General features: G+C 52.8%; 9 protein-coding genes. All 9 read left to right on the top strand.

The window, feature by feature from the left end:
* The first annotated feature begins 135 nt into the window (after nucleotides 1-135).
* Nucleotides 136-1,518 (top strand): sulfatase family protein, encoded by a 1,383-nt coding sequence (locus tag E9954_RS09870; RefSeq protein WP_168442132.1) that lies wholly within the window; start codon nucleotides 136-138, stop codon nucleotides 1,516-1,518.
* Between the two features lie 3 nt (nucleotides 1,519-1,521).
* Nucleotides 1,522-2,889 carry a sulfatase family protein gene (locus E9954_RS09865; protein WP_136079013.1) on the top strand — a complete coding sequence of 456 codons (1,368 nt, stop codon included), beginning with the start codon at nucleotides 1,522-1,524 and terminating at the stop codon, nucleotides 2,887-2,889.
* 11 nt (nucleotides 2,890-2,900) lie between these two features.
* Nucleotides 2,901-4,532, top strand: coding sequence for an arylsulfatase (locus E9954_RS09860; RefSeq protein WP_136079012.1), 1,632 nt, complete (start codon nucleotides 2,901-2,903; stop codon nucleotides 4,530-4,532).
* 73 nt (nucleotides 4,533-4,605) lie between these two features.
* Complete coding sequence (locus tag E9954_RS32410) at nucleotides 4,606-4,779, top strand: hypothetical protein (protein ID WP_168442131.1); 174 nt, start codon at nucleotides 4,606-4,608, stop codon at nucleotides 4,777-4,779.
* 175 nt (nucleotides 4,780-4,954) lie between these two features.
* Nucleotides 4,955-7,819 carry a sensor histidine kinase gene (locus tag E9954_RS09855; protein WP_136079011.1) on the top strand — a complete coding sequence of 955 codons (2,865 nt, stop codon included), beginning with the start codon at nucleotides 4,955-4,957 and terminating at the stop codon, nucleotides 7,817-7,819.
* Nucleotides 7,819-8,463, top strand: coding sequence for a response regulator (locus tag E9954_RS09850; RefSeq protein ID WP_136079010.1), 645 nt, complete (start codon nucleotides 7,819-7,821; stop codon nucleotides 8,461-8,463). Before E9954_RS09855 ends, E9954_RS09850 begins: the two co-directional genes overlap by 1 nt.
* Before the next feature lie 262 nt (nucleotides 8,464-8,725).
* The gene (locus E9954_RS09845; RefSeq protein WP_136079009.1) at nucleotides 8,726-10,216 is read left to right on the top strand and encodes a sulfatase; all 1,491 of its coding nucleotides are present in this window, start codon (nucleotides 8,726-8,728) and stop codon (nucleotides 10,214-10,216) included.
* Between the two features lie 15 nt (nucleotides 10,217-10,231).
* On the top strand, nucleotides 10,232-11,332 hold the full coding sequence (locus E9954_RS09840; RefSeq protein ID WP_136079008.1) for an aldose epimerase family protein: 1,101 nt from the start codon (nucleotides 10,232-10,234) through the stop codon (nucleotides 11,330-11,332).
* A 526-nt stretch (nucleotides 11,333-11,858) separates the two neighbouring features.
* A complete protein-coding gene (locus tag E9954_RS09835) occupies nucleotides 11,859-13,952 on the top strand; it encodes a hypothetical protein (protein WP_136079007.1) in 2,094 nt (697 codons plus the stop codon).
* The last annotated feature ends 92 nt before the right edge of the window (nucleotides 13,953-14,044 follow it).

The following is a 14,044-nucleotide window of genomic DNA, read 5'->3' as shown; positions in this document are numbered from 1 at the left end:
ACGCAGCAAGCAGGCAGGTGAACAGCCGTGGTGGCTTGTCGTTAGTTTATGTGACAAGATTTACACCAAATTGTATGTTACGCTCTGTTCTTTTAGTTGGTGTTTCAATTCAAAAAGGAATGAAGGATGACTCTCATGCGTATGTATACCAAAATTCTTTTTGCACTAGTGTATGTCTCGTCGGCATTCGGAGCGGATAAGCCCAACATTGTTATTTATCTGGCGGATGATCATGGGCGGGCGGAATCTTCCGTTTATGGAAGTTCCGATGTTCGGACGCCGATGATGGCGTCTTTGGCGAAGGACGGTTTGGTGTTCGACAACGCGTTTGTGGCATCGCCCGCCTGCGGGCCGAGCCGATCGGCCCTGCTGAGTGGCCTGATGCCAGCCCGCAACGGAGCCGAGGAAAACCACCAAAAGCCACGGCCGGAAACACAGATTATGGTCAAGCAGCTGAAAGCTGCAGGGTATGAAGTAGCGGCCTTCGGAAAGGTGGCCCACAACGACTATGCATCGATGGTGGGCTTCGACGCTAACATTTCAAAAAAGATCGGGCTGGCTGAAAACGTTGATAAATTCCTCCACCAACGGAAATCCGACAAGCCGCTTTGTCTGATGGTGGGTGATCGACGACCGCATGTGCCGTGGACCAGGCAGATGGACTATGATCCAGCTAAACTTACTTTACCTTCCTGGTTTATAGATACGCCGGAAACTCGCGAGCATTGGGCGCGCTATTTGACCGATATCACCGGAATGGACGCTGAAATGGAAAAGGTCGATGCGGTGGTGCGCAATCATTTTGGCAATAATGACTGCCTGTTTATCTACACCGCAGACCACGGAGGGCAATGGCCGTTCGGGAAATGGAACCTCTACGACCACGGCACCCAGGTTCCACTGATTATCCGTTGGCCAGGGCATGTGTCTGCAGGAGCACGAACGGAGGCCATGGTTAGCTGGATCGATATTTTCCCGACGCTCCTCGATCTGGTCGGCGGAACGGCGCCCGACGGCATCGATGGCAAATCGTTCGCCGATGTGCTGCTGGGCAAGTCGGACCACCATCGTGATCTGATCTACACCACGACGACCGCCGATGGGGCCATGAACGTCTATCCGATCCGCAGCGTGCGCACGGAGCGGTTCAAATACATCCGCAACATCAATGCGGATTGTTACCACTCCAACCATTCTGATATTCTCCGTAAGGACAGGGCGGGGGGCTACTGGGACTCGTGGGACGCAGCCGCAAAGAAAGATCCTAAGGCCAAGGCCATCATCGCCAAATATTACCAGCGTCCGGCTATTGAATTCTTTGATCTTGAAAAAGATCCTAATGAACAGGTGAATCTGGCGGGCAATCCGGAGTATAAAAAACAGATCGAAAAAATGGCGGGTAGGGTGGATGAATGGATGAAGAAACAGGGCGATACCGTACAAATGCAGCGCGATCCTTATCCCCTGAGCGGCCCGACTCCGCATGAGGTTCAGCAAAAAACTCAAAATAGGAAATAAGCGATGAAGGTTTTAATACTCATTATCGGTTTTTGTGCCGTACTCGCACAAGCCGCTCAAAAGCCGAATCTGGTCTTTATGATTGCCGACGACTGCACGCACCGTGACATCGGTTGCTATGGGGGACAGGCTTACACCCCCCATATTGATGCGGTGGCACAAGAGGGTATGCGGTTTACCCACTGCTTCCAGACGGCGCCGATGTGTTCGCCGACGCGCCATACTATTTATACGGGGCAGTATCCCGTTAAAAGCGGCGCCTATCCGAATCACACGTATGTGGATGCCGGAACCCCGAGCATCGTCCAATATCTGAGAGACTTAGGTTACCGGGTAGCGCAGAGCGGCAAGACCCATGTGGCACCCAACTCCGTTTTTGCCTGGGAAAAAATACCGGGTGGCAAAAATCCGGAGTTCGATAAAGTCGATGCATTCATGGCCGACTGCAAATCTAAGTCAGAACCGTTCTGTCTGCTCCTTTGTTCGAATGAGCCGCATACTCCTTGGAATAAGGGCGATGCCTCTCGCTATCCGCCTGAGAAGATCAAGCTGCCGCCGTATTTCGTGGATACGCCGGAAACGCGTGAAGGAATGTCGCGCTATCTGGCCGAAGTCACCTACTACGATTCGCAAGTGGGTGAAGCGGTCCAACTATTGGAAAAGAATGGACTCGCAAATAACACTCTGCTGATTGTGGTCAGTGAGCAGGGCAGTTCGATGCCGTTTGCCAAATGGACCTGCTACGACAACGGGTTGCAGTCGGCTTTTATCGCCCGCTGGCCGGGTAAGATTAAGCCCGGCTCTGTGAATCCGGCCATGATCGAATATGTTGATATCCTGCCGACCTTTATCGAAGTTGCGGGCGGTGAGCCCGCTCCGGTGCTGGATGGCGAAAGCCTGCTGCCGGTCTTCGAGGGGAAGCAGGAGCATAAGAAGTATGTCTATGGCGAAATGACCACCCGCGGCATCAATAGGGGCTCCAAATACTTTGGCATCCGCTCGGTGCGGTCGGAGCGCTTTAAATATATCTGGAACTTTACGCCAGAGGCCGAATTCAAAAACGTATGCACCGTATCGAAGGAATTCCGGAGTTGGGAAGCCAGAGCCGACGCAGGTGATGAGCGGGCGAAGAAGTTGGTTCAGGCCTATACGTTCCGTCCGGAGGTCGAACTGTATGACATCGGCAACGATCCGCTCGAAATGAACAATTTGGCCGGCAATCCCGAACACAAAACGGTTATGGCCGAACTGCGCGCGGAACTGGAGCGGTGGATGGCGCATTGTGGCGATGAAGGACAGGAGACTGAAATGAAAGCGCTTGAACGCATGGAAAAAAAGGTAAATCAGAAAACCTCCAAGAAAAATAAATAAGGACTATTTTAATGGTTGGAAAAATAATAATGCTGGGAGGTTTTGTTGCGTTATTGGGAATCTCATCGATCGCTGATAAACCGAATATTGTTCTGATCATGGTCGATGATATGGGCTATTCCGACATCGGCTGTTATGGCAGTGAAATCCATACGCCGAATATTGATGCGTTGGCCAAAAGCGGCGTCCGCTTCTCGCGGTTCTACAACGGTTCCCGCTGTTGCCCGACCCGCGCCAGCTTGATGACCGGTCTGCACTCGCACTTGACGGGCATCGGCCATATGACCGAGTCGCCGAATGTGATAAAAAACAACGCGGGTGAGGAGGTTCCGAATTACCAAGGTTTTATGAATCGTGAATGTGTGACGATTGCGGAAGCGTTGAAACCCGCGGGCTATGCGACGCTGATGGCTGGTAAATGGCATCTTGGACAAAATAATCAGGACCGCTGGCCGCTGCAACGTGGCTTCGAAAAGTTTTATGGCTGCATCGCCGGTGCAACGCGCTTCTTTCATCCGGAAGAACCGCGTCAAATGACTTCGGGCAATGAAACCGATACCGAGATGAAGAGCACCACGGATCGTCCATTCTACACCACGGACGCGTTCACGGATCATGCGATCCGCTTCATCCAGGAAGAACAGCAGGGACAAGACCGCCCGTTCTTTCTCTATCTCGCCTACACCGCGCCGCACTGGCCGCATCAGGCACACGAGCAGGATATCGATAAATACCGCGGCAAATACATGATCGGCTGGGATAAACTCCGGGAACAACGCTATCAACGCCAGATTGAATTGGGCCTGATTGATCCCAAGTGGGCACTTTCGCCACGCGCGGAAAAGGTTCCGGCCTGGGATACGCTCACTGCGGCGAAGCAGAAGGAAATGGACCTGCGCATGGCGGTTTATGCGGCCATGATCGATCGGGTGGACCAGAATGTCGGCAAACTGATGAAGGCGTTGGACGGGCAGGGTAAAGCCGAAAACACGCTGGTGCTGTTTCTTTCGGATAACGGGGCCTGTGCTGAAGGCGCGGTACTCGGACGCGGCAAGATCATGAATCCCGAAAAGCGGAATCAGGAACATGCAAATAATTATGGCGAAGCCTGGGCGAATGCATCCAGCACACCCTTTCGACTTTATAAACACTACACGCACGAGGGCGGGGCGGCCACGCCCTTTTTAATGCATTGGCCAGCGCGCATCCAACCCGTGGAACAATGGTATGAAGCGCCCACACAGTTGATCGATATCATGCCGACGTTACTTGAACTGGCCGATGCGGACTATCCAAATAATTTCCATGGGAATACCATTCATCCCTTGCGCGGCGTTTCGCTTGCACCTGCATTCGATGGTGTGCCAATTTCCCGTTCCGCCCCGATGTTTTCCGAGCATGAAAATAATGCGTTTATCATGGATGGAAAATGGAAGCTGGTCGGCCGGGGTGTGGCCGAGCCTGCGGGACCGAATAAGGAGCGTTGGGAACTTTACGATCTCGAGGCCGACCGCACCGAACTCAACAACCTCGCAGGCTCACAACCCGGGCGCGTTGCGAACATGGCAAAGGCCTGGAAGGCGTGGGCCGACGAAGACAAGGTTTATCCCAAACCCGCTTCGAAAAAGAAAAAGAAGAAGTAATGCATAGCGGGTACTGCGTAATTTCCGGTAGTGGAGTTGCGAATCACGAATTAAGAAGTATGAAAAGGATGCCATGAAAACAGCCCTAACTCTCTGCCTGCCGGCCGTCTTGAACTCAGCCAGCGCAACTATTCCACCCCATATCATAGTGCTCCTTGCGGATAATATGGGCATGGGGGAAAAGCTGCTGCCGCTGACGGTTATACCGGACGGAAAGAAAGCAAATAAAATCCGGGCAAGGCCGTAAATCTGGGCGAACCGGTCACATGGATGCAACCTTCTGAAATTACCGGCGGTTTTGTAATGCCGCCGATCCCGGGTTTTTTCAATATAAGATCTGGTTTGCGCGCGTTGAAAACAGGAGCGTCAAAAATAGGTATTGAACTGGGTAAAGGGAACTTATTTTGCTACGACTAATTATCATGATTTTTTTACGTTTCAGTAGATTTTGCCTGATCGGTCTGTTGTTCATCTGCGCGGCCATAACGTCTGATGCGGTGGAATCGGAAATCGTGTCGTTGGGCGATCAAATGTTCCAGATCCGCACCTGGCAGGTGGGTGAGGGCCTGCCGTCCAACCAGGTGCGCGATGTGCTACAGACCCGCGACGGTTTTATCTGGGTGGCGACTTTGAACGGTGCCGCCCGGTTTGACGGTATCGAATTTGTTCATTATTCGGTCCGCTCCGCACCCGAATTGGCGAACAATCGGATTACCAAGTTGTTCGAGGATGCTTCAGGAAACCTATTTATGGGCCATGAGACCGGGCATATCTCCGTTTTTTCTGAATCCGGAATCATCGGATTGGATGGTCCGAAGGACTGGCTGGGCGCGGAAGTGGTCGATTTTCATGAAAAACCGGATGGCTCGGTCTGGGCGGAGAACGTTAACGGTACTTTCCTCCCACTTTCCGATCCCCTCGCCTCTAATGAAGGTGTGGGATCTTTCGAGAAAACGTTGAGCGGATGGCGCGTGGATAATAATCGGGTCATTAAACTGAATGTCGATGGGGTGGAAGAAAATATAGTTCCGAGGCCATGGCTGATTAAGGAGCAGGAAATTGAACTGCTGGAGCGCAGAAATGGGGATCTGGTAGCCGGCTCCACGTACGGCGGCATTTTTATCATGCATGGCGGATCGAGCAACGTGACCCAAATCACCGTGAATGATGGGTTGGCTTCAATCGAAGTGCTTTGCCTTGCCGAAGATGCCGAACAAACCTTGTGGGTCGGTACAGCAGCCGGACTCCAATCCATCCGGGCCATGGGCTACACCTCGGTGCCGGACGCGCTCTTTCGTTCTGTAGGGTGGCAGTTTCGGGCATTTCGTTCGATTACTCCCAGGCTCGCAGGCGGAGTCTGGCTGGGAACAAGTAAAGGCTATTTGTACTCCTCTGATGGAAAGGGATTGAAAAGAGTTCCGAATTTAGAAAAATCCGAAACGAGTCGCAGGGCCGTTCTGGAAACACCGGAAGGAACCGTTTGGGCCAACAACAACGGTGGATTCCTTCTGCGTAAGGACGGAAATGAGTTTCATGAGGTAAAAACGGAAAGACGAGGCGTGGATAAAATATGGACCTTGCACCAAGCCGCTGACGGAGGGCTCTGGGCCGGTGGGCGGGAAGGAATATGGAGTAATCCCGATAATAAGGGTTGGAATCTGAAGGTGGGGCGAAGGGAAGGGATTACCGATGTACAGTGCCTGACTTCGGGGCCTGACGGAACGCTCTGGGTCGGCATGGAGTCCGGTGGCCTTGCCTCGTGGAAGAACGATCAATTGGTTCGCGGGATCCTTGCTGAAGATCTGCCCAACGCGCATGTGACGGCTCTCTGTGTTGATAAAGATGATGATTCCTTGTGGATCGGTTTCTACGGAAGCGGCCTGGCACTCTTCCGGGATGGGGTGTTTCTGCCCGTGCCGTTTGCTCAGGAAATGATTTCGCATATCACGGACGATGGCGAGGGACGCCTTTGGGTGGTCGGAGAACACGGCATTGCGATTATAGAAAAAAGTGAAGTGGAACGGTCATTCTCCACCGGTCAGCCGATTGAAACCTATGCGCTTTATGACAAGGAAGATGGCTTGAATCCGGCCATCGACATCAGCGCGGGGCTCTCGACCGCCTGCCGTACCCCGGACGGGCGTTTCTGGTACGCATCCGATCGGCAGTTATCCGTTTTTCAGCCATCGGAAATTCAGTTGTGGACCAACCCGGTTCCGCTCGTGCTCAACACGGTACGGGTCAATGACAGGGTCATACCTCTCCAGAACACGGATTCGATGATTCTTGATCCGGGCGTGCATCGGTTGGATATCCGCTTTTCCGCGCTCAGTTTTGTTTCGCCCAATCGGATGCGTTTTCGCTGTCGTATGGTGGGACTTGGAGAGGAGTGGACCGAACTGGATACGCGTCGTGTTGCGAGCTATCAACGCATTCCGCCGGGAAACTATCGGTTCGAACTTACTGCAGCCAACCGGGATGGAATCTGGAACCATTCGCCGATTGTTTTGAATGTGGTTGTGAATCCGTATATCAGGGAAACGTGGTGGTTCAAGACGGTGCTGTATCTTTTGATTGTCGTACTTGCCACGTTCATATCGCTGGCCATCGCCGACCGGGTCAACCGAAAGAAACTCATCCGCTCGGAGCAACGCCGCGCGGTGGAAGAAGAACGCACGCGTATTTCCATGGACATCCATGATGAAATCGGCGGCGAGCTGACCCGCCTTCAACTCCTGTGTCACCGTGTCTCCATGCTATTCAATAAATCAGGAAACGAAGCGGGGCAGGACACGGTGGTGGAGATTAATCACGTCACCGATAAACTCGTCCAGGCATTCGATGAAACAGTATGGGTGGTCAGTCCCAGCAACGATAATATGGATAACCTAGTGGGCTATCTGTCGAAATATGTGGCGCAATATCTCCGTGCAACAAACATTTCATGCGATCTCAATGTGCCGCTGAATCTGCCCAACCTGCCGGTACCGAGCCCGGTTCGCCACAACCTGTTTCTTGCCCTCAAAGAAGCGCTCAACAATGCGGTCAAACATGCCGAGGCAACCCAGATCAGCTTTACTGTTTTCGCTGAGGGTCAGGTGCTTAAACTAGCCCTTCATGATAACGGAAAAGGGGTCCAATCCCAAGAGGCCGAGCGGTTCCATCGCGGGCTGCGCAGTATGCGTCGACGCATGAAGCTGGTCGGCGGAACATTTGATATACACAACAATGAAGAGGGCGGGGCCACCGTGGAGTTTATGGTACCCATAAAAGAGGATGCTGAGTGATGAGTGAAGCTGTAACGATTGCCATTGTGGACGACCATAAAAGCACGCGGGAACTGATCGCAGACCTGGTCCGTGATGAATCGCGGTTTGAATGTGTTGGTTTATTTCCCGATTTCGATGCTGCCATCAAGGGACTGCCGAACCTCAAGCCTTCCATTGTGCTGATGGATATCAACTTGCCCGGAAAGAACGGGATCGAATGCGTGCAGGAGCTTAAACCGCTTATGCCGGATACCGATTTTGTGATTCTGACTGCATACGACCAGACCGACTATATCTTTAAGGCGCTGTCCTCCGGCGCGGTGGGTTATCTGCTCAAACGATCGATTGTCTCTGAGCTCATTCCATCCCTGGAAGAAGTTGCCGCCGGGGGCTCCCCGATGGATAGCGACATCGCCCGGAAAGTGGTGCAGTCCTTCACACGTGGGGGAAATGAAACCTCCCAAAGCGATGAGTTCAGTACGCTGTCTGGTCGGGAAATGGAAGTTCTGTCACGTCTGGCGCGCGGTCGTTTATGTAAAGAAATCGCCGATGAACTGGATATTTCAGTGAACACGGTAAACACCTACCTTCGCCGTATCTATGAAAAACTCCAGGTTCACTCCCGCGCCGAGGCCGTCGCCAAATTTACCGGCATTGAGTAGGTGCTTTCGGCCAAAAAGCCGAAATTACTTAGGGGTGCGCGGTGTAATGCATTTAGGTGGCATGACAAAAAGAAATCCGACCGTTATCTTATCCATTTACTAAGGACTTGGGTGATATACGCATTTCGTTCTCAAGAAGGACGAATGATGTGCTGGTTATTCAGGTTAGAGAACAAGCATCGGACGGATTTATTAGGAGTGCCGCTCATGGGTGAGCGGCACTGGTGTGAGAGAAAAAACGGTGAGGGGTAGGGGCGACAAAATGAAAAAACTGATTTTAGCCATGGCGATCGTCGTATTGGCGGCGGGAGTTCAGGCCAAAAAAAATGTGCTCATGATTCTGGTAGACGACCTGAAGCCGGAATTGGGCACCTATGGATCAGATTTTGTACATTCCCCAAACTTGGACCAGTTGGCTTCCAGGGGTATGCGGTTTGATCGGGCCTATTGCAACCAGGCTGTTTGTGCGCCATCGCGCAATAACCTGATGGTCGGACTACGGTCGACCTCAACCGGCCTGTATGGCCTCGGTCAGGGCTTCCGCAAAGTGGTGCCGGATGCCGTCACGCTGACGCAATATTTCATGCAGAACGGATACACCGCTGAGGGAGTGGGCAAGGTTTTTCACATTGGCCACGGCAATTATGGCGATGCCGCGTCGTGGAGCAGTCCCTTCCATCCCGATAAAGTTGTTGATTATGTCCTCGAAGAAAGTACGGATGGGCAGCTTACCCGCGAGGAAGCTCTTTTCGCGAACGAGCAACTAGGAAACATCGGGAACCTGCAGCGCGGAGCCGCCTGGGAAAAGGCGGATGTGAAGGACGATGCCTATGCCGACGGACGCATTGCGCTGGAAGGCATCAGGCGGTTGAAAAAATTCAAGGAAAGCGGAGAGCCGTTCTTCTTGGCGCTGGGCTTCACCAAACCGCATCTTCCGTTTTGCGCGCCGACGAAATATTGGGATCTTTACCAAAGCGAGCAGTTTTCCCTGACCGAACGCGATACGCCTCCGGATGGAGCGCCTTCGTATGCGGGAAAACCGAAGGCGCATGAGATGACCGCCTATAAGCCGGTGCCGAAGGATGGGGGACATATTCCGAACGACATGCAGCGTACGCTGATCCATGGCTACTTTGCCTCGCTCAGCTATATGGATGCGCAGGTTGGACGAGTACTTGCAGAGTTGGATCGTCTGGACATGGCAGACGATACCATTGTCATGCTGTGGGGCGATCATGGTTGGCACTTTGGAGATCATGGGTCGTGGACTAAGCATACAAACTATGAGCAGGACAACCGCATCCCACTGATGTTCGTGGCCCCTGGGGTTGCGACGCCGGGATCAAGCACCATGGCTTATGCGGAAACGGTGGATATCTATCCGACGCTGGCTGAGCTGGCCGGCTTGCCGACGCCGAAGGTTTCGCAGGGGCTGGACGGCATGAGTCTGGTTCCGGTGCTTAAGAATCCGAATGCTTCGGTGAGGAATCATGCCTATCATGCCTTCAATCGCGGGCCGCGTATCGGCCGCGCCATCCGCACCGATCGCTACCGCATGGTGGAATGGAAGCGCCCCGGCGCTCCGGAAACCGAGGCCGAGTATGAACTGTATGATTATAAAATGGATACGCTTGAAAAGAAAAATATTGCGCAATCAAGCCCTGAAGTACTTTTTGACATGAAGGCCATTCTGGCAACACACCCGGAAGCCAAGGCTTCGGACAATGGAAAGAAGTCGAAGAATAAAAAATAAGCAGGAGAGAATGAAATGAAGAGAAATCTATGGGTTGGAATGCTCGGGTTGGTCGGAATCCTGGCCGGATGCGCCTCGGTCAAGACGGCCGACTTTGATGACATCAAACTCTACACCCTCAAGAACAAAGCAGGTACCACGGTCAAAATCACGAACTATGGCGCAACAGTGACTTCCATCGTCACGACCGACCGCGAGGGGCAAATGGCCGACATCGCCTTGGGTTACAATGATGTCTCCGGTTATATGAACGCCGTGGACAAGCCCTACTTTGGATCCATTGTCGGCCGCTATGGCAACCGCATCGCGCTGGGTAGATTCAGCATCGATGGCGAAGAGTACGAACTGGCCACCAACAATAACGCCAATCACCTGCACGGCGGGGTCATCGGTTTTGATAAGGTGGTGTGGGATGCGGAAGTGATCGGAGCCCATGCGCTCAAACTTTCTTATCTGGCGAAAGACGGGGAAGAAGGGTATCCTGGAAACCTTCAGATCGCGGTCACGTACACGCTGACCGAAGACAACGAGCTGAAGATCGACTATGTAGCAACGACCGATAAAAAGACGCCGGTGAACCTGACCAATCACACCTACTTTAACCTCAAGGGCGAAGGGGAAGGAACCATTCTGGATCACGAACTGATGATCAATGCCAAGGCGACCACGCCCGTCGATAGCGGTTTGATTCCCACCGGTAAGATTCTTCCGGTAGCTGGAACTCCGTTCGACTTCACTACGGCCAAGGCCATAGGTCGCGATATTGGAAAAAAAGATCAGCAATTGGAATACGGCCTAGGCTACGACCATAACTGGGTGCTGGATAAAGGCGATAAGGATGGAAAGATGACCTTGGCCGCAACCGTCTACGAACCAACCACCGGCCGCTTTATGGAAGTCTTTACCCAAGAGCCGGGCATACAATTCTATTGCGGAAACTTCCTTGCGGGCAATCTGAAGGGCAAGGCGGGTAAAACCTATGTGAATCGCGGCGGCTTCTGCCTCGAAACCCAGCACTATCCCGACAGCCCCAATCAGAAAAACTTCCCAAGCACCATTCTGAATCCAGGCGAAGAATACAAAACCATGACTATTTACAGGTTCAGCGCAAAGTGATGTAACGTCGCTTTTCGCATATTGCGGTGTGCCAGAGATACCGCTCTTTATGTGCCACGGGCTGCTTCAGGCTTTATCCTGCTTGGTTTTTCGGGCTCTTCACGGATGTGCGTTTTTGGGATGACAAACCTCTGCGAGTTCTCTTCGGCAGGACACGCGCCCACCGCTTTGCGGAGAGGCACGTTCTACAGCATTTTGAAGCAAAGTCGAGACTCAGACATTTGCTATAGAGCTTCCGCGTCGGCTGGCCTCTGTATATTCCGATCCGCGTTCCGTACGGCGGGAAATAAAGGGGAGCGGAACAGGACATAAGGTGTTTTCTGTCGCTGTATGTATCTACTCAAAAAACGCACATCCGAGAAGAGCCGGTTATTCGGTCAAAAAGCCGAAATTACATATGGGTGCGCGGTGTAATCTGTTTAGGTGACATGACATAGACGGCGTCCGCTGTTACTGTCTCTTCAGAACGTGGGGAAAGGATTCCCACTGAAGCACGCATAGTAAACCATAACAGGAGGAGTACAGAATGAGTAAAGTGACAAGAATCATCAAACAGTGTTTGGCCATGTTGACGGTCATCACCTTCCCGCTTGCTGGGCAGGCCACGGTATTGTGGCACGACACGTTCGAACGCGCAGCCAACGGCACCGGCAACGGCACCGAAGCGTTTAGTCTGGATGAATCGAGCGGCGGCATGTCCGGTACGTTGTTCGGCACCATCTACCAAAGCTCGAACACCTACTTAGAGGCAACGGGGGGCAAACCGGTGATCACCACCAACGGCACCTTCGCCTGCGAGCAAGGCTGGGTGGCCACGGGGCTCAACTATGACTTTACCGAGGCCGATCTTGAGACGGTTGCTTCCGGCGAATTCGCGGGGCAATACCACATGCGGGTTTCATACGACAAGTTTCATTATACGACCGGCCTCGCTGCGAACGATGTCTTCGATCGAGCTATCGGCTTCGGTATTTGTTATCAATCTAACTCGATCGCTGCAGGAAGCATGGTGAACTGGGGTGTTACTGGCGCTGCTAATAACCTCAAGGGACTGCGTCCGGGCTATGATACCACTACAGCCGCCCGTAACTCCACGGGTGCTCCCGGGGCAATGTACTTCGACATTAGACCGGCGTTCGGGGGGAATAATAGTGTTGGCGCCAGGAACTCCCCCCACCTCGCGGCCTATTTCAACGGAGTAGGCAAAGTTGAGACTCCGTATATGGGAATAGTCAATGGCGAATCCACGCTGACGGTTGACTTTTTCTTCGATGGTCCCGTCGCTAACGGTACAGTGTGCACCTACTTCGTTTACATCGATGGATCGTATGCCGCTGAAATCAGTAATACTCGCGTGTTGAATCACGACGAGTGCTACCTCGCCTTCGGCACCCGCGGTGCCGTCGACCCAAATGGCGCTGGCTTCGATAACTTAAAGATCGAGACCTTCGACTTCAACCCCCGTCCTCCGATGCTGACCTCCGTCGCGCCCAGCATACAGCCGTTGACCGACACCTGGACGTTGATCAACCCATCTCTTACTAATATAGCTGTCCTCTCGAACCAGTCAGAATCGGGGTTCACCGCGTTCCTCCCAGACATCAACCCCAGCGAGGCTGCGGGCCATCCCATTGTTCTGCAAGCGTTCGCCGATAGTGACATTTCTCAGATTGGGCAGTCGTTCAGTTTTGATTTTGATATGATTGTGGATGACATCTCCGAGCAATCCAACAACTCGTGGAATATGTACGTCTACGATACCAACACCAACTACGAAATCGGCTTTCGGTCTACCTGGGGACCTGCCGATACAAGCAAGAGTTTTCAAATCAGGATCGGCCAAATAATGGCCAGCGATTCACAACTCTCCAACGCCAATGTCCACGCCACGGATTATCTCGGCTCGGGAAACGTATATACCAACTTCCTACAGGGCGACTTCTTTGGTAGAGCTATTCCTAAAGTAACTTCTTCAGGTAATGCCGAATCACTCTATGCTGGCTTGAGCGGCGACAATGCTGCTGACTTTTTCGGCATCTCGGATAGCACTGTTGTCGTCCATTATTCGGCAAGCATCAGCAGAATCGAGACGAATAAGCTCGTTTTGGAGATCGCATGGGGAGACAGCGCATCGAACACGGTGTCGGGGGGCGCTTCATTTACACTCCGCGAGGATTGGTGGGCAAACGTTAACTCAAAGGATGCCATGGGGGGTATAGATGCGTTTAGGCCCACGGGAGGATTCACGAGCTTGAATGGCATCGGCTTTGAGGCGTCAGCCGGGGACTCGCCATTCTTTCCACAGACTTCGGGCAGTTACACGATCAGCAATCTGGTGCTGTCAACCACGAGTGTCCTACCCGACGGATATGCTTTCGCCGTAGCGGATGTTGCGGTCGATGGCTCCGATGACAATCTGTTGACGCTCAGTAGCGGCACGGGCGTGGTTGACGCGTTGTATACGGTTATCGCAACAACGGATTTGGTTAACGAGGACTGGACCACAAATGGCGTGTACTTAGCTGAGTCTGGGGTCATCACCATTCCTGCCGCGGACGTCCCGGCAGGCGATCAGGTCTTCTATGGTGTGTCATTGCAGACTGGAGTTGTTGGGGAGTAGATCGGCCTGATTGAGCCGAAGAGGCGCCTCCCTCAAGAGGCGCTTCTCCCTTAACACACGAATACGCGATAGGCATGAAAAGTTGAAAGGGG

The organism is Pontiella desulfatans, assembly GCF_900890425.1.
Lineage (GTDB): Bacteria > Verrucomicrobiota > Kiritimatiellia > Kiritimatiellales > Pontiellaceae > Pontiella > Pontiella desulfatans.
The sequence above is the reverse complement of the archived record's forward strand: the minus strand, read 5'-3'. Positions and strand labels throughout refer to the sequence as shown.

Bases quoted from the DNA above. Each gene is read 5' to 3' on its own strand.
- E9954_RS09870 (WP_168442132.1), top strand. From the start codon at position 136: ATGCGTATGTATACCAAAATTCTTTTTGCACTAGTGTATGTCTCGTCG.
- E9954_RS09865 (WP_136079013.1), top strand. From the start codon at position 1,522: ATGAAGGTTTTAATACTCATTATCGGTTTTTGTGCCGTACTCGCACAA.
- E9954_RS09860 (WP_136079012.1), top strand. From the start codon at position 2,901: ATGGTTGGAAAAATAATAATGCTGGGAGGTTTTGTTGCGTTATTGGGA.
- E9954_RS32410 (WP_168442131.1), top strand. From the start codon at position 4,606: ATGAAAACAGCCCTAACTCTCTGCCTGCCGGCCGTCTTGAACTCAGCC.
- E9954_RS09855 (WP_136079011.1), top strand. From the start codon at position 4,955: ATGATTTTTTTACGTTTCAGTAGATTTTGCCTGATCGGTCTGTTGTTC.
- E9954_RS09850 (WP_136079010.1), top strand. From the start codon at position 7,819: ATGAGTGAAGCTGTAACGATTGCCATTGTGGACGACCATAAAAGCACG.
- E9954_RS09845 (WP_136079009.1), top strand. From the start codon at position 8,726: ATGAAAAAACTGATTTTAGCCATGGCGATCGTCGTATTGGCGGCGGGA.
- E9954_RS09840 (WP_136079008.1), top strand. From the start codon at position 10,232: ATGAAGAGAAATCTATGGGTTGGAATGCTCGGGTTGGTCGGAATCCTG.
- E9954_RS09835 (WP_136079007.1), top strand. From the start codon at position 11,859: ATGAGTAAAGTGACAAGAATCATCAAACAGTGTTTGGCCATGTTGACG.